Source organism: Shinella yambaruensis (genome assembly GCF_022899355.1).
GTDB lineage: Bacteria > Pseudomonadota > Alphaproteobacteria > Rhizobiales > Rhizobiaceae > Shinella > Shinella yambaruensis.
The window spans coordinates 123,341-138,426 of sequence record NZ_JALJCK010000010.1 but is presented as its reverse complement, the minus strand read 5'-3'; the positions used below and the strand labels follow the sequence as shown (position 1 = coordinate 138,426).

Genomic DNA, 15,086 nt, shown 5'->3' with positions numbered 1-15,086 from the left:
TCAATCCAGCTTCAGGACGATCTTGCCGAAGATCTGGCGCGATTCCATGCGCTCCAGGGCCGTCGCGATGCCGTCGAAGGTCACTTCGGTATCGATGACCGGATGGACGATGCCGCGCGCCATCTTCTGCATGGCATTCGCCATGTTCTCCATGCGGCAGCCGAAGGAGCCGAAGAGCTTCAATTGCTGCTGGAACAGCATCATCAGGTTCATGTCGGTGGAAACGCCGGAGGTGGAGCCACAGGTGACGAGCCGCCCGCCGCGCTTCATGCAGAGCATGGAGCCCGCCCAGGTGTCCTTGCCGACATGTTCGAAGACGACGTCGACGCCCTTCTTCCTGGTCAGCTTGCGCACGACGCCCTCGAAGCGGTCCTCGCGGTAGTTGATGACATGGTCGGCGCCGAGCGCCTTGGCCTTCTCGATCTTGTCGCTCGAGCCGACGGTGGTGATGACGGTGCAGCCGATCTTCTTGGCAAGCTGGATCGCCGCCGTGCCGATGCCGGAGCCGCCGGCATGGACGAGGATCGTCTCGCCGGATTCGAGTTTCGCATTGTCGAACAGCATGTGCTCGACCGTGCCGAAGGTGACGGGGGCGAGCGCCGCACCGACCGCATCGACGCCGGGCGGAGCCGGCACGAGCAGGCGGGCGGGAAGGTTGACCTTCTCCTGCGCGAAACCATCCAGATGGAAGCCGTGCACGCCGCCGACATGTTCGCAGAGGTTGTCGCGGCCTTCGCGGCAGGGCTTGCAGAGGCCGCAGGTGCGCGCGCCGTAGATCGAGACGAGCTGGCCGGGCAGCACGTTGGCAACGCCGGGACCGATCGTCTCGACGACGCCGGCCGCCTCCGCGCCGATGACGAGCGGCATCTTGCGCTTGGCAAAGGCCATGCCGCGCCAGCCCCAGACATCGATATGGTTGAGGGCGACGGCCTTGACGCGCAGCGTCACCTCGCCGGGGCCGGGCGCCTCCGGCTCCGGGATGTCGGTGAGTTCGAGCTTGCGGTCATCGAGAAGCTGGAGGGCGCGCATGGCAAAATTCCTATCAGGCGGGTTCGGCCGTCATGACGAGGCTGGCGTTCTGGCCGCCGAAGCCGAAGGAGTTGGAGAGAACCGCGGAAACGCGCGCATCGCGCTTCACGTTCGGCACGACGTCGAGCACGATGGCCGGGTCGGGGTTCGCGTAGTTGATCGTCGGCGGCAGGGTGCCGGTCAGCATGGTCTGGATGGAGAACACGGCCTCGACGGCGCCGGCCGCCGTCAGCGTATGGCCGATCATCGACTTGTTGGAGGAGACCGGGATATTCGCCAGCGTGTCGCCGAAGACCGTCGACATGGAAAGATATTCCATCTTGTCGTTTTCCGGCGTCGAGGTGCCGTGGGCGTTGATATAGCCGATGCCGCTCTCGTCGATGCCGGCATCTTCGAGCGCCGCGCGGATCGTCGCGATGGCGGGGCCGCCATCCGGCGAGGAACGGGTGCGGTGGAAATGATCGGCCTTCTCGCCGCAGCCCTTGAGGATGCCGAGCACCTTCGCACCGCGGGCGACGGCGGATTCGAGCGATTCCAGCACCAGCGTCGCCGCGCCTTCGGCGATGACGAAGCCGTCGCGATCCTTGCTGAACGGCTTGGAGGCCCTGGTCGGCGGGTCGTTCTGCGTCGAGAGCGCGGAGAGCAGCGCGAAGCGGATCAGCGCCTCCGCCGTCACCGAGCCGTCGGTACCGATGGTGAGCGCGCGGTCGGTGCGGCCCTGGCGGATCGCCTCGACGCCGAGCTGGATGGCCGTCGCGCCGGAAGCGCAGGCGGTCGACAGCGTGACGGGCAGCCCGCGGGTGCCGAAACGGTCGGCGAGGCGTTCGGAGATCGCGCCGAAGGCCCAGGCCTCGTGCAGGGCGGGTTCGGCCTTTTCACGCAGCACGGCAAGGAAGCGGTCATAGGCATCGCCCGGACGCTGGGACGGCGGGGCGCGGTCGGCAAGCGCGAAGCGGTCGCGCCAGTCCGGCTCGATCGGCGGGGCGGCAAGGAAGAGCGGACCGCCGAAATCGCCGGAAAGGCCGGCTTGCGCCAGCGCCTCGTCCGCCGTCTCGCGGGCATAGGCATAGGAGCGCTCGACCGGGTTCTCGACGGGCAGCTCGATGAAATCGACCGTGCCGGAAATGCGGGTGTTCAGCCCGTCGACCGGAAAGCGCGTGATGCCGTGGATGCCCGACACGCCGCCGACGAGCGCGGTCCAGTTGTCCTTGAGGCCCTGCCCCAGCGAGGTGATGACGCCCATGCCCGTGACGGCGACGATCGGGCGACCGAGATGATCCCTGTAAGCGGCTTTCGTCATGGCCGGCTCCTACTTCTCTGCGGAAAGGATTGCGACGCCTTCGCCGCGGCCATGGCCGACCGTCGTGACCACGGCGCTTTTCGCCGCTGCGGTCATCGCGGCCTCGGCCGCGGCATCGAACGGAGCGACCTTGACGCCCGCGCCGAGCGTCAGGGCGGCGATGGCAAGGCCGAGCGGGAACTGCGCTTCCAGCGCCTGGCCGGTGACCGCGCTGAAGCCGCGCACCGGGCTGCCGGCAAAACGCGTATCGAGCCAGGCCTTCTCGCGCGCCGTCGGGCCGTGCTGGCCGGACGCGCCGGAGAAGACCACGGTCCCGGCACCGGCCGCAGCGCCCTCGGCCAGCCGCTCGAGGCGGGCTTCCAGCCGCCCCTCGTCCCGCGGGCCGCGGTCGCCGCCGATGGCGTCGATGGTCGCATAGATGCGCGCGCCCCGCGCCTCGGCATGGGCGCGCGATTCCAGCACGAGGAAGGCCGCGGCCGTGCCGGTGACGATGCCGCCGCCGGCCTTCTCGTCGCGCGACCAGAGCGGCGTCCAGCCGCCCGTCGCATGCGCGCCGATCGCTTCGTAAAGCAGGATGACATCCTGTCGCTCGGCCACCAGCGCGCTGCCGACGAGCGTGTGTGTCGACTGGCCGGAGCGGATGCGGTGAAAGGCCGTCTCGATGGCGGAAATGCCGGCCGCCTCCTCGCCCATGAAGGTACGGGAGGAGCCCGTGACCTTGTGGACGATGGAGATGTTGCCGGCAAGCAGGTTGGAAAGCTGGGCGAGGAAGAGCGTGGGCCGCAGCTCGGTGGTCAGCTTCTCGTTGAGCAGGCGCTCGCGGTCATTCCGCTTCAGGCCCTCGTCGACGATCAGCGAATCGACAGCGATATCGCGCTCGCCGCCGCCGGCCGCCACGATCATGTCCATCGTGCCGCAGGCGTCCGCATCATCCTTGAAGCCGGCATCGTCGAGCGCAAGGCCCGCGGTGAACACGCCGAGGCGCTGCCAGTTCTCCATCTGGCGCTGGTCGCCGCGCTTGGGGATCTGCTGGTTCCAGTCGATCTCCGGCATCGGGTGCACCGGATAGGGCGCGAAGCGCTCCGTCTCGATCTTCAGCGCCGGCGCGCCCGCGCCGCCAAGGATCTCCACATGCGCCGCCGCGCCGACACCCTGACAGGTGACGATGCCGACGCCGGTGATCACCACATCGTTGTTCGCCTTCGCCATGCTCACTTTCCTTCCGCAGACGCGTCGAGCGCCTCGAACAACCCCACCTCGCCCGCGCGCGCCCGCACGATATCGGCAAGCGGCACTTCGGCAAACGGCATGGTGCGCAGCTTCAGCTGCGCATCGCAGACCTTCTTGCCGGAAGACGAGATCTTCGCCTTGGTGACGGCATAGCCCGACCCGTCATGCTCCAGCACCGCCTCGATGTCGAGCACGGCATCCGGCTCGACGAAGCTGCGCATCTTGGCGCCGTCGACGCTCATCAGGAAGGGCATGGCGGCAAAATCCGTCGCGGCGAGCACGAGGAAGCCGGAGGCCTGCGCCATGGTCTCTATGAGCAGCACGCCCGGGACGAGCGGCATGCCGGGAAAATGGCCTTCGAAAACAGGGCTTTTCGCGGGCACGACCGAGCGGGCCTTCAGCACGCGGCGCGCACCGTCGACGGCCTCCACGCGATCGATCATCTGGAAATATTCGAGCAGCATCGGGATACCTCCGGCAGGTTCCGGAAATCGAAAGGCCTGCCGGAAACGGCAGGCCGTGCGCCACAAGCACCGGGATCGTCATGAGCGCGGCCGCAAGGGCGGCCGACGCCGTTGCCTCAGGCCTTGGCGGCCCGCAGGTCGTCGATCTTGGCGCAAAGGTTCTTCAGGACGAAGTATTCTTCCGTCGCGACCTTGCCCTCGTTGACGTCCTGCGTCCACTGTTCCAGCGGGATCTTGATGCCGAATTCCTTGTCGATCGCGAAGACGATGTCGAGGAAGTCGAGGCTGTCGATGCCGAGATCGTCGATCGTGTGGCTGTCGGGCGTGATCGTCTCGCGGTCGATCTCGCTCGTCTCAGCAATGATGTCGGCAACCTTGTCGAATGTAGCAGTCACGCCCATACCTCATGAATCTATAGTCGGGCGATCCTATATGGAAATAAGACGCAATTGCCAATGGGTTTGATGAGGGCCCTGCGCAGTCGGCGATGCTGTGTTGCGCAAACAGCATGGCCGTGGGCCGCCGGTCAGACCGCGATGGAATGCCGCCCGCGCCCGCTCGCAAGATGCGCATCGAAGACCGCGGCGACGGTGCGCGCAAAGGGCCGCCCCGCCGCGGTCAGGACGAACCGGTCGCCCTCGATGCGGGCGAGCCCGTCGCGGTCCGCCGCGACGAACCCGATCGCCTCCGAACGGATGACGCCGGAGAAGGCCGGATGGCGCGCGGCGAGCGCGGCGAAGGAAAAGCCGAAATCGCACATGATCTTCTCGATCACGAAGGCGCGGGCGCGGTCCTCCTCGGTCAGCGCATAACCGCGGACGGCGGCAAGACCGCCCTCCTCCACCCGGCGCAGGTATTCGCCCGTCGCCGGCATGTTCTGGATATAGCCTTCGGGAAGCTGGCCGATGGAGGAGGCGCCGAGCCCGACCAGCGCATCCGCCTGGTCGTCGGTATAGCCCTGGAAATTGCGGCGCAGCGTGCCCTGCCGCGCCGCCACGGCGAGCCGGTCGGCGGGAAGCGCGAAATGATCGATGCCGATGGCCTCGTAGCCGGCCGAAACCAGCATGTCGGCCGCCAGCGCCATCTGCTCGAACCGCGCGACGACACCCGGCAGCGCGGCCTCGTCGATCATCGTCTGGTGCTTCTTCATCCACGGCACATGGGCATAGCCGAAAAGCGCGATGCGGTCGGGCGCAAGCGAGAGGACGGCTAGGACCGTCTCGGCCAGCGTCTCCAGCGTCTGGTGGGGCAGCCCGTAGAGGATGTCGCAATTGACCGAACGCACGCCCCGCGCCCGCGCGGCCTCCACCACGCCGCGGGTCTGCTCGAAGGTCTGGATGCGGTTGATCGCTTTCTGGACCTTGGGATCGAAATCCTGGATGCCGAGGCTGGCGCGCGTCATGCCGATATCGGCCAGTGCATCGTGCCGGGCCTCGTCCAGATCGTTCGGATCCATCTCCACGGAGATTTCCGCATCCGCCGCAAAGGAGAAATTCGTCTCCAGACAGGCCTTCAGCGCCCGCATGTCCTCCGGTCGCAGGAGGGTCGGCGAACCGCCGCCGAAATGCAGCGCCGTGACGGGCACCGCCCGCGACACCCGCGTGCCGATCGCGGCGATCTCCGCATGCAGGCCCTTGAGATAGGCCTCGACGGGCTCGTAGCGCAGCGTCTGCTTGGTGTGACAGGCGCAGAACCAGCACAGCCGGTCGCAATAGGGAACATGGGCATAGAGCGAAAGGCGATTCTCCGCCGCAAGACGCCCGAGCCACTGCGCATAGACCTCCGGCCCGATACTTTCGTTGAAATGCGGCGCGGTCGGATAGCTTGTATAGCGTGGAACCGGCGACGAAAGGCGTTCGACGAGGGCGTGCTGCATGGTCATCTCCTTGCTCACACGGGAAATAAACCCGAAACGGTCGCCACCATTTGATTTTGATCAAGTGAAAGCCGGAATGAGTGCGCTAGGATTTGACAATAGTCAGGAAGCGCTATTTTGCCGCGAGGCGGCACGCTTTATGTTCACGACCGCGTGCGGTAGCACGGCAGTATTGCGCCGCGGAGCCGCCGGGCGAAAGGAAAAGCCGACATGGAAATTCGCCGCCAAGATATCCATAACTCCGACATTCCTCTCGTGTGCCGCGCCTGCGAGGCACGCCATGGCGGCGTGTGCGGCGCGCTGACCTCCGAGCAGCTTTCCGAACTCAACAAGCACTCCGTCCGCCACCGGCTGGAAAGCGGCGCCGAAGTCATCGGCCAGGGCGAGACGGTGGTGAACTATTCCAACATCATGCGCGGCGTCGTGAAGCTGACCAAGGTGATGGCGGACGGCCGCCAGCAGATCGTCGGCCTGCAATTCGCCCCCGATTTCCTCGGCCGTCCCTTCCTGGAGGAAAGCGCCATCACCGCGGAGGCGGCAACCGAAAGCGAAGTGTGCAACTTCCCGCGCGCCGTTCTCGACCGGCTGGTCAAGAGGACACCGGAACTGGAGCACAAGCTGCACCGGCAGGCCCTGAAGGAACTGGACGAGGCGCGCGACTGGATGCTGACGCTCGGCCGCAAGACAGCGCAGGAGAAGGTGGCGAGCTTCCTCTACCTGATCGCCACCCATATAGACCCGGAGAGCGTCGACAGGTCGGCCTTCGAATTGCCGCTCTCGCGCGCCGACATCGCCGACTTCCTCGGGCTGACGATTGAGACCGTCAGCCGGCAGTTCACCAAGCTGCGCAAGGAAAACGTCATCCGCATCGAGAACAACCGCCACGTCACCGTTCCCGACATGGAGCGGCTGATGCGCTATGCCGGCAACGACTGAGCGGACGTCTCAGCGCGTGATGACGATGCGCGTGTTGGACAGCCCGTTGCGGTTGGCCAGCTGGAAGAAGGTCGCCGCATTGTCCGGGTGCAGGCGCACGCAGCCGTGCGAGGCCGGACGGCCGAGGCGCTTCGTCTCATAGGTCGCATGCACGGCATATCCTCCCTTGAAGAAGATCGCATAGGGCATCGGGGCATTGTTGTACTTGCGCGAGCGATGGTTGCGCGAGGCCCATTTCGCCGACCAGGCGCCCGTCGGCGTGCCATAGCCCTTGCGGCCGGTCGAGACGGGCCAGCGATATTTCACCGCGCCGTTCTGAGTAACGACCATGGTCTGCGAAGAAAGGCTGATCCGGGCGGTCAGATTGGCCGACAGAGCGGTCTGGGTCTGGAACAACACAAGAAGGAACGCGACAGCGGTCGCAAAGAAGATACGCATGACTTCCCCTCTTTCGTTTGCGCATGGCTTTGATGCCAGTCTCGCATCGAGACAGAATATAGACGTTTCAGCCTTCCACAATATTGACGGAGCCACGAAAAGAAAACGAAGTTAAGATGTAAAATTCTATTGAATGCCGCGCGGCGCGCTCACAACAAAGCGGCAAGAAGCGCCGCCAGCAATACAGCGGCAGCAAGAGCAGCACAGGCGGCCGAGAAGATCCGCAGGGACAGATCGATATCCGCCACCGTCGCGACGGTGCGCCCGCTGGCGTTCATCATCGGCTCGTCGACGCGCGCGCCGCCATAGATGCGCGGGCCGGCAAGGCCGATGCCGAGCGCGCCGGCCATGGCCGCTTCCGGCCAGCCGGAATTGGGCGAGCGGTGGAGGCCCGCATCGCGCAGCGCCGTGCCGATCGCATGGCGCGCCGCCGCCCTGCCCTTCACCACCCACGCCCCGGCGGCCAGGAAGAGGATGGAGAGGCGTGCGGCGGGCCAGTTGGCGAGGTCGTCCAGCCGGGCCGAGGCCCAGCCGAAATCGAGATATTTCGCGTTTTTGTGGCCGATCATCGAATCGGCCGTGTTCAGCATCTTGTAGGCGAACAGGCCCGGCAGGCCGAAAAGCGCATACCAGAGCGCCGGCGCCACCACGCCGTCGGAAAAATTCTCCGCCAGGCTCTCGATGCCGGCGCGGCAGATGGCCGGCTCGTCGAGCGTTGCCGGATCGCGGCCGACGATCATCGACACGGCCTGCCGCCCGCCCGCAAGGCCGCCGCGCTTCAGGCCGCTGGAGACGGCACGCACATGATCGTAAAGGCTCTTCTGCGCCAGGAAGATCGCGACGACAGCGATCTCGACGAGGGCGCCGACGATGCCGAGCGGCGCGAGCAGCCGGTGCATGAAGAAGCCGAGGAAGGCGCTGGCAGCGAGCAGCACGGCAATGCCGGCGGCGCCGTTGAAGCGCTTCGTATCGGCCGAGAGGCGCTTGCCGTTGAAGAGCTTGTCCATCAGCCCGATCGCCCGGCCGAACAGCACGACCGGATGCGGCACGCGCCGCCAGAGCCTGTCCGGATCGCCGACAAGGCGGTCAAGCAGCAGGGCCAGGAAAAGGAGGAGAAGCGTTTCGCTCATCGCCCGGCCGTCACCTCCGCCAGCGCCGCCGCCAGCCGGGCATCCGAGGTCGCATCCGGCGCAAGGCCGAAGCGCAGCCAGCGCGCGTTGTAGTCGAAGGGACGAACGAGGATGTGGCGGCGGCAGAGCCCTTCGTGGATGGCGGGCGCATCCGCACGGTCGACCAACGCGAAAAGGCCGGCGCCGCCGACGATATCGAGTCCGGCGCCGGCAAGGACGGATTCGAGCGCCGCCTTGCGCGCGTCGATCGACCGGCGGATTGCAGTGGTGTCGGCGGTCATCAGGCCGGTGGCGATGGTCAGCGCCGGGCCGGACACAGCCCAGGGGCCGAGCCCGTCCTCGACCCGGTCGACGACCGGCGCCTCGCCGATCACGAAACCGAGGCGCAGGCCGGCAAGGCCGAAGAACTTGCCGAAGGACCGGAAGACGAGAAGGCCCGGCATGTTATCGCCGGCGAGCGGCGCGATGGTGGCTTCGGGGCGCATGTCGCCGAAGGCCTCGTCGACGACGAGAAGGCCGCCGCTGCCGGCAACGCGCCGGTGAAGGTCGAGCAGCGCCTCACGCGAGAACAGCCGGCCGTCCGGATTGTTCGGATTGACGACGACCACCAGGTCATGGGCATCGCTCACGGCATTAAGGCCTGCGATGCGATCCACCGCCACGCCGGCATTTTCCAGCACGCGGGCATATTCGCCATAGGTCGGCGAGACGACGGCGGCGCGCCGGCCGGCGGCGACGAAACGCGGCAGGAGCTGGATGACGGACTGCGTGCCGGGAACGGGCAAGGGCAGCGCGCCCGATGTGCCATAATAGCCGGCGGCGGCGGCGCGGGCGGCATCCTGGCGGTGGCGGTCCGGCAGGCGGTGCCAGGCGGCGACATCCACTTCGGGCAACGCCGCGGGATTGGGGTTGATGCCGGTGGAAAGGTCCAGCCAGTCCTCCGGCCGGCCGCCGAAGCGCTGGGAGGCGGCGGCGATACCGCCGCCGTGAACGATGCGCGGCGCGGTCATGCCGCCTCCGGCGCAAGGTCGATGAGATGCATGTAGGAGCCGCTGACGGTTCCGCGGCGAAGGCCCGCCTCGCCGAGGTCCTCGCCGATCGCGTCCGTGACGGCAAACAGGCGCTCCGCGGCGCCCTCGCTGGCGACGGTCGAATAGTGGAACTCGTGGGCGGTCATCGGCGCCGAAAAGCCCGCGCCGGCAAGCGGCGTCACGCGGCGGTAGCCGAGATGGCGGCGGCGCGCGGCAAAGCTGGTGACGAGCGGCAGGAGGCCGAGCATGCCGTAGCGGGATCCATCCGCCGCAACCAGAGCCTCCCCCAGAGTCATGTAGCCCCCGCATTCGCCATAGATGCGCGCCCCCCGGCGCGCTGCCTCCTGCATGCCTAGACGGAAGGCAGCGGCATTGGCAAGAGCGGCCCCGTGCAGTTCCGGGTAGCCGCCGGGCAGATAGACGGCATCCGCATCGGCCGCGGGCGCCTCGTCGGCGAGCGGCGAGAAGAAGGAAAGGTCCGCCCCCGCCATGCGCCATCCCATCAGGAGATGCTCGTAGGTGAAGGCGAAGGCGACGTCGCGGGCGATCGCGATGCGCTGGCCGAGCGGCGGCAGGCGCGGCACGGCGCCCTCCGCCCGCGCCCCTCCCCGTCGCGTGGCGACGGCGACCAGACGGTCCAGATCGCAGCACCGCGTCACCACGCCGGCGGCATGGGCGATGAAGGTCTCCAGCATGCCATGCTCGCCGGCCTGCACGAGGCCGAGATGCCGTTCCGGCAGGGCAAGCAGCGGATCGCTCCGCAACACGCCGAAGATCGCGATGCCGCTCGCCTCCAGCGCCCCGCGCAGCATGGCCTCGTGCCGGGCACTGCCGACCTTGTTGAGGATGACGCCGGCGACGTGGACATCGCCGCGATGGTCCCGGTAGCCCTTCACCAGCGCGGCGACGGATTGGGACATGCGGCTGCAATCGACGACGAGCACGACGGGCAGGCCGAGCAACGCCGCAAGGTCGGCCGGCGCGCCGGTGCCGTCGGCGGCAGCGTCGAAAAGGCCCATCATCGCCTCGACCAGCAGGAAATCCCCCGCGCCGGCCTGCCGCGCGGCATTGGCGCGGATGAGCTCCGGACGCATCGCCCAGGGATCGTAGTTGAGGCAGGCCTTGCGGCTGGCGGCGGCGTGGAACGCGGGATCGATGTAGTCCGGCCCGGCCTTGCCGGAGACGAGGCTAAGACCGGCATCGGCGAAGGCGCGCGCCAGGCCCAGCGTCACCGTCGTCTTGCCGGAGCCGGACGCGGGCGCGGCGATGAGCAGTCCGCTCATGCCGGGTCCTTCAACTTGCGCGAGCCGAACGGATCGGGCGCCAGCGCGCGGCCCTCCGTCAGCGCGCCGAGCCAGTCGAGCGAGGCGCGCAGGCGCACGACCTCGCCGACGACGACGATGGCCGGCGGTTCGAGGCCGGCGGCCGTGACATCCGCCTCCGCGCGCGCCAGCGTCGTTTCCAGCACCTGCTGCTCGGCGGTCGCGGCATTGCAGACGAAGGCGACGGGCTCCTCCGGCGCGCGGCCGCCGGCGATGAGGTTGGCGGCGATCTGGCCGATATGCTTCATCGCCATGTACATGACGATGACGGGCGAGCCCTTGGCGATGCCCTCCCAGTTGATGCGGTCGGGCACGAGGCCGGAGGAATCATGGCCGGTGAGGAAGGTGACGGCGTGGTTGACCTCGCGATGCGTCACCGGGATGCCGGCATAGGCAAGCCCGCCGATGCCGGCCGTGATGCCCGGCACGATGCGGAAGGGAATGCCGTGCTCGATGAGGGTCAGCGCCTCCTCGCCGCCGCGGCCGAAGACGAAGGGATCGCCCCCCTTCAGCCGCAGCACGCGGTTGCCGGCGCGCGCCAGCTCGACGAGCCGCAGCGAAATGTCCCGCTGCTTGTGCGAGGGCTTGCCGCCGCGCTTGCCGGCGAATTCCAGCACCGCATCCGGGCCGGCAAGCGACAGGCACTCGGCATTGACCAGCGCGTCATGCACGATGACATCCGCCTGCTGGAGCGCGTGGGCGGCGTGCAGCGTCAGGAGACCGGGATCGCCCGGGCCTGCGCCAACAAGCCAGACGCTGCCCCTTTCCATGGGCGGGAGGGCGGCGAACAGGCTGTGCATCAGGCAGGCTCCCGGCTTGAATCGGAAAACGAAGGCGCGGAATCGATGCCGCAGGAAAACGCCGCAAGCGGCTGGAAAGACTCAGCGATCGCCGCCGTGGCATGGGCCGACTTCGTCTTTTCCACGATGAGCCTGCCGCCGCTGCCCGCCTGCGCCAGCGCCGCCGCCTCTGCGACGCCGTGGCAGCCGGTGATGGCGAAGACGCGGTCGGAAGGATTGGCAAGGCGGGGCGTCTCGGCTTCGAGCCGGGCGGCCGGAAAAGTCACCAGCGGCACGGAGAAATGCCGGGCGACGGCATGCATGGCCGGCTCTTCCGCGCGTGCATCCAGCGTCGCGACGAAGGCAATGCCCTCGGGGGCCGGGATGACGGAGAGGGCGAGATCGAGCAGTTCCGCCGGCGGCGTGCCGCGTTCGCAGCCGAGGCCGAGGACGAGCAGACGTCGTCCGGTGTCAGGGGATGGGGCCTTGGCGCGCATGGCGGTCTCTCGCAAAATTCCACGCGAAAGGGCCCGGCCTTGCCGTCCACCGACGGTTCCGGATGAAGCCCCTCTGGGTCGGCCGCACCGGACACCGCTCGGCCCGCCCCGCGGGCACCGTCGCTGGGTTTCTTAGTACCGGAGGGCGTGGGGCCGGTCAAACCGGATTGCGGCATCGCCCGCGCCGGATGCGCCATGCCTCAGGCCGAGACGAGATTGGCCAGCACGATCTCCCGCCAAAGGCGCGTCGGCGACACCCAGGCGTCCGGCGCATTGTAGTTGCCGGAAAAGATGACGCAGGCGATATCCGCCTCCGGCATCAGCCAGAGCCGCTGGCCGCCATTGCCGAAGCCGGCCATCCACGGCCGCTCCCCGCCGAAGGCCGGCACCGGCGCCGCGCCGAGAAACCAGAAATGGCCGTAGTCGAGCCCGTCTCCGGTCGAGACGGCCGGTGCCAGCGAGGCGTCGAGCCAGGCCTTCGAGACGACCTGCCGCCCGCCGGCACGCCCGCCCTCCAGCACGAGGCGGCCGATGTGCAGGAGGTCCGGCGCGGAAAGGCGAAGGCCGGAGGCCGGCGAGGCGACGCCATCCGCCCCACTCAGCCACTCGAACCGCGAAATGCCGAGCGGTTGAAACAGCGCCTCGCGGGCGAAATCCTCGATCCGCCGGCCGGTGCCCCGCTCGATGACCGCCCCGACCAGCGCGGTCGCCCCGCCGCAATAGACCCAGTGCGTGCCGGGCGCGTGCAGCACCGGCTGCTCCAGGACGAAGCGATAGCGATCCGTTGCATTCTCCATGGCGATCTCGCTGTTCAGCGGGTCGGCATAGGAGCGGTCTTCGTCCCAGTCGAGCCCGAGCGTCATGGTCAGCGCATGGCCGATCGTCAGGCCGGCGCGCGCCGGATCGGCGGCAAGATCCGGATAGTCGGGAAACTGCGCCAGAAGCGGCGCCTGCGGCGGCGGAACGAGGCCCCGGTCGAGCGCGATGCCGTAGAGCAGGCCGACCACGCTCTTCGTCACCGACCGGAGGTCGTGCAGCGTCAAGGCGTCGAAGGCGACCGTGCCGAGCGGCATGCCCCAGCTTTCGTCGGGCGCCTCACGATAGTGCTCCAGCACCAGCTTGCCGTGCCGGCTGACCAGCACCGCATGCACATCGCGGATGAGGCCCGCTTCGATGCCGGCGAGCAGCTTGCGCTCCAGCGCGGGATCGAACCCCAGCTCCGCGGCCGCCGCCCGTTCCCATTCGCCTTCCGTTTGCTGATCTGCGCGCATCGCGGCCTCCCCTCATGGCGCCGCCGGGACATCGGCGGCCAGCCTGTTTGACCCGTCCTGCCCGGCCGACGCAAGCACCTTCATGCGCGCAAGGCCGCCGGGCTTTGCTTTTGCCGCGCAGTCTGACAGAAGGGCTGGCAATCCTCTCCTCGCATTCCCCGAGTCCCGCCGTGGCCGATATCGCCCTTCATATCCTGCTCTTCCTGTTCCTCGCCGCCTTCCTTGCCGGTTTCATCGATTCCATCGCCGGCGGCGGCGGCATGATCACCATCCCCGCCATGCTGATCGCCGGCATCCCGCCGCTCGAAACGCTCGGCACGAACAAGCTTCAGGCCCTGTTCGGCTCCGGCTCGGCGACGCTGGCCTATGCGCGCGCCGGCCATGTCCGGCTTCGCGAACAGATGCCGATGGCCGTGCTCTCGGCGCTGGGGTCGGCCTTCGGCGCCTTGCTCGCCACCGTGGTGCCGGGCGACCTGTTGAAGGCGATCCTGCCCTTCCTGCTCGTGGCCATCGCCGTGTTTTTCGGGCTGAAGCCGAATATCGGCGATGTCGACAAGCACCGCCGCATGGGCGTCTTCCTCTTCACCGCCACCATCGTGCCGCTGATCGGTTTCTACGACGGCGTGTTCGGCCCGGGCACCGGCTCGTTTTTCATGCTGGCCTTCGTGACGCTGGCTGGCTTCGGCGTGCTGAAGGCGACGGCGCACACCAAGCTCCTCAACTTCGGCTCGAATGTCGGCGCCTTCGCCGTCTTCCTCGCCTATGGCGTCGTCCTGTGGAAGGTCGGCCTCGTCATGGGCATCGGCCAGTTCCTCGGCGCACAGGCGGGCTCGCGCGTCGCGATGAAGAACGGTGCCAGGATCATCAAGCCGCTCCTCGTCATCACCTCGATCGCGCTCGCCATCCGCCTGATGGCCGATCCGGGCCATCCGCTGCGCGTCTGGCTGGGGTGGTGATTACGGATTTCAGCCCGCCTGTCATGACCTGAGGGCACGACGTCGAAAGGACCCCTCACCTGCCTGCCGGCATCCTCTCCCCGCAGGCGGGGCGAGGAGCGACGGGCGCGCCGTTTTCCTCCTTCTCCCCGCCTGCGGGGAGAAGGTCCCGGCAGGGGGATGAGGGGCGACGCTTCCCTCGCGATCAGTATTCCACGCCCTGCTGCGCCTTGATGCCCGAGCGGAACGGGTGCTTCAGCAGTTCCATTTCGGTCGCGAGGTCGGCGATCTCGATCAGTTCGTCCTTGGCGTTGCGGCCCGTCAGGACGACATGCGTCATGTAGGGCTTTTCCGTCTTCAGGAACTCGATCACCTCATTGACGTCGATATAGTCGTAGCGCAGCGCAATGTTGATCTCGTCGAGCAGCACCATCGAATTGCGCTCGTCGCGGATCAGCTCCTTCGCCTTCTCCCACGCCTTCTCAGCCATCGCGACATCGCGCGCGCGGTCCTGCGTTTCCCAGGTGAAGCCCTCGCCCAGCGTGAAGAACTGGCAGAGATCGGAGAAATGCGCCTCGATGAGATCACGCTCGCCCGTCACCATGGCCCCCTTGATGAACTGCACGACGGCGCAGGGCTTCCCGTGCGCGATATGGCGGAAGATCATGCCGAAGCCGGCGGTCGACTTGCCCTTGCCCTTGCCGGTATGGACGATGACGAGGCCCTTCTCGTCCGTCTTGGTCGCCATGATCTTCTCGCGCGCCTGCTTCTTCTTCGCCATCTTCTCCGAATGGCGGGCGAGCTCGGCTTCGTTCATGCCGGCGGTTTCGTCGTGGTTTTCGCTCATG

Annotated in this window: 16 protein-coding genes; 2 read left to right on the top strand and 14 right to left on the bottom strand. The window is 67.6% G+C overall.

The window, feature by feature from the left end:
• The 6 genes from MUU56_RS22680 to hemN form a co-directional block, all read right to left on the bottom strand.
• Positions 1 to 1,029: a zinc-binding dehydrogenase gene (locus MUU56_RS22680; RefSeq protein WP_244769538.1), complete on the bottom strand. Its 1,029-nt coding sequence runs from the start codon at positions 1,027 to 1,029 to the stop codon at positions 1 to 3.
• Between the two features lie 13 nt (positions 1,030 to 1,042).
• Positions 1,043 to 2,329, bottom strand: a complete 1,287-nt coding sequence (locus tag MUU56_RS22675; protein WP_244769537.1) for a beta-ketoacyl-ACP synthase — start codon at positions 2,327 to 2,329, stop codon at positions 1,043 to 1,045.
• A gap of 9 nt (positions 2,330 to 2,338) precedes the next feature.
• The gene (locus tag MUU56_RS22670) at positions 2,339 to 3,538 is read right to left on the bottom strand and encodes a beta-ketoacyl-ACP synthase (RefSeq protein WP_244769536.1); all 1,200 of its coding nucleotides are present in this window, start codon (positions 3,536 to 3,538) and stop codon (positions 2,339 to 2,341) included.
• 2 nt (positions 3,539 to 3,540) lie between these two features.
• Positions 3,541 to 4,023: a 3-hydroxyacyl-ACP dehydratase FabZ family protein gene (locus tag MUU56_RS22665; RefSeq protein WP_133033010.1), complete on the bottom strand. Its 483-nt coding sequence runs from the start codon at positions 4,021 to 4,023 to the stop codon at positions 3,541 to 3,543.
• A gap of 116 nt (positions 4,024 to 4,139) precedes the next feature.
• Positions 4,140 to 4,424: an acyl carrier protein gene (locus tag MUU56_RS22660; protein ID WP_133033009.1), complete on the bottom strand. Its 285-nt coding sequence runs from the start codon at positions 4,422 to 4,424 to the stop codon at positions 4,140 to 4,142.
• Between the two features lie 125 nt (positions 4,425 to 4,549).
• Entirely contained in the window at positions 4,550 to 5,899 is a 1,350-nt protein-coding gene (hemN, locus tag MUU56_RS22655; protein ID WP_244769535.1) for an oxygen-independent coproporphyrinogen III oxidase, read from the bottom strand.
• 210 nt (positions 5,900 to 6,109) lie between these two features.
• Between hemN and MUU56_RS22650 the strand changes: the two genes are divergently transcribed.
• On the top strand, positions 6,110 to 6,835 hold the full coding sequence (locus MUU56_RS22650; protein ID WP_244769534.1) for a Crp/Fnr family transcriptional regulator: 726 nt from the start codon (positions 6,110 to 6,112) through the stop codon (positions 6,833 to 6,835).
• Positions 6,836 to 6,844: 9 nt separating this feature from the next.
• Here MUU56_RS22650 and MUU56_RS22645 read toward each other — a convergent pair whose 3' ends face one another.
• The 7 genes from MUU56_RS22645 to MUU56_RS22615 form a co-directional block, all read right to left on the bottom strand.
• Positions 6,845 to 7,273, bottom strand: coding sequence for a L,D-transpeptidase (locus tag MUU56_RS22645; RefSeq protein ID WP_244769533.1), 429 nt, complete (start codon positions 7,271 to 7,273; stop codon positions 6,845 to 6,847).
• Between the two features lie 149 nt (positions 7,274 to 7,422).
• Entirely contained in the window at positions 7,423 to 8,403 is a 981-nt protein-coding gene (gene cbiB, locus MUU56_RS22640) for an adenosylcobinamide-phosphate synthase CbiB (RefSeq protein ID WP_244769532.1), read from the bottom strand.
• A complete protein-coding gene (cobD, locus tag MUU56_RS22635) occupies positions 8,400 to 9,413 on the bottom strand; it encodes a threonine-phosphate decarboxylase CobD (RefSeq protein WP_244769531.1) in 1,014 nt (337 codons plus the stop codon). The genes cbiB and cobD overlap by 4 nt, the downstream gene beginning before the upstream one ends.
• Positions 9,410 to 10,717 carry a cobyrinic acid a,c-diamide synthase CobB gene (locus MUU56_RS22630; protein ID WP_244769530.1) on the bottom strand — a complete coding sequence of 436 codons (1,308 nt, stop codon included), beginning with the start codon at positions 10,715 to 10,717 and terminating at the stop codon, positions 9,410 to 9,412. The genes cobD and MUU56_RS22630 overlap by 4 nt, the downstream gene beginning before the upstream one ends.
• The gene (gene cobA / locus MUU56_RS22625) at positions 10,714 to 11,556 is read right to left on the bottom strand and encodes a uroporphyrinogen-III C-methyltransferase (RefSeq protein WP_244769529.1); all 843 of its coding nucleotides are present in this window, start codon (positions 11,554 to 11,556) and stop codon (positions 10,714 to 10,716) included. Before cobA ends, MUU56_RS22630 begins: the two co-directional genes overlap by 4 nt.
• A complete protein-coding gene (locus tag MUU56_RS22620) occupies positions 11,556 to 12,032 on the bottom strand; it encodes a cobalamin biosynthesis protein (RefSeq protein ID WP_244769528.1) in 477 nt (158 codons plus the stop codon). Before MUU56_RS22620 ends, cobA begins: the two co-directional genes overlap by 1 nt.
• A gap of 200 nt (positions 12,033 to 12,232) precedes the next feature.
• Complete coding sequence (locus tag MUU56_RS22615; protein ID WP_244769527.1) at positions 12,233 to 13,303, bottom strand: serine hydrolase domain-containing protein; 1,071 nt, start codon at positions 13,301 to 13,303, stop codon at positions 12,233 to 12,235.
• A 170-nt stretch (positions 13,304 to 13,473) separates the two neighbouring features.
• On the opposite strand from MUU56_RS22615, the gene MUU56_RS22610 reads away from it, so the two are divergent.
• Positions 13,474 to 14,259: a TSUP family transporter gene (locus MUU56_RS22610; RefSeq protein WP_244769526.1), complete on the top strand. Its 786-nt coding sequence runs from the start codon at positions 13,474 to 13,476 to the stop codon at positions 14,257 to 14,259.
• A 184-nt stretch (positions 14,260 to 14,443) separates the two neighbouring features.
• Here the strand turns inward: MUU56_RS22610 and cobO are convergent, their stop codons facing one another.
• Entirely contained in the window at positions 14,444 to 15,085 is a 642-nt protein-coding gene (gene cobO / locus MUU56_RS22605; RefSeq protein WP_244769525.1) for a cob(I)yrinic acid a,c-diamide adenosyltransferase, read from the bottom strand.
• Between the last annotated feature and the right edge of the window lies 1 nt (position 15,086).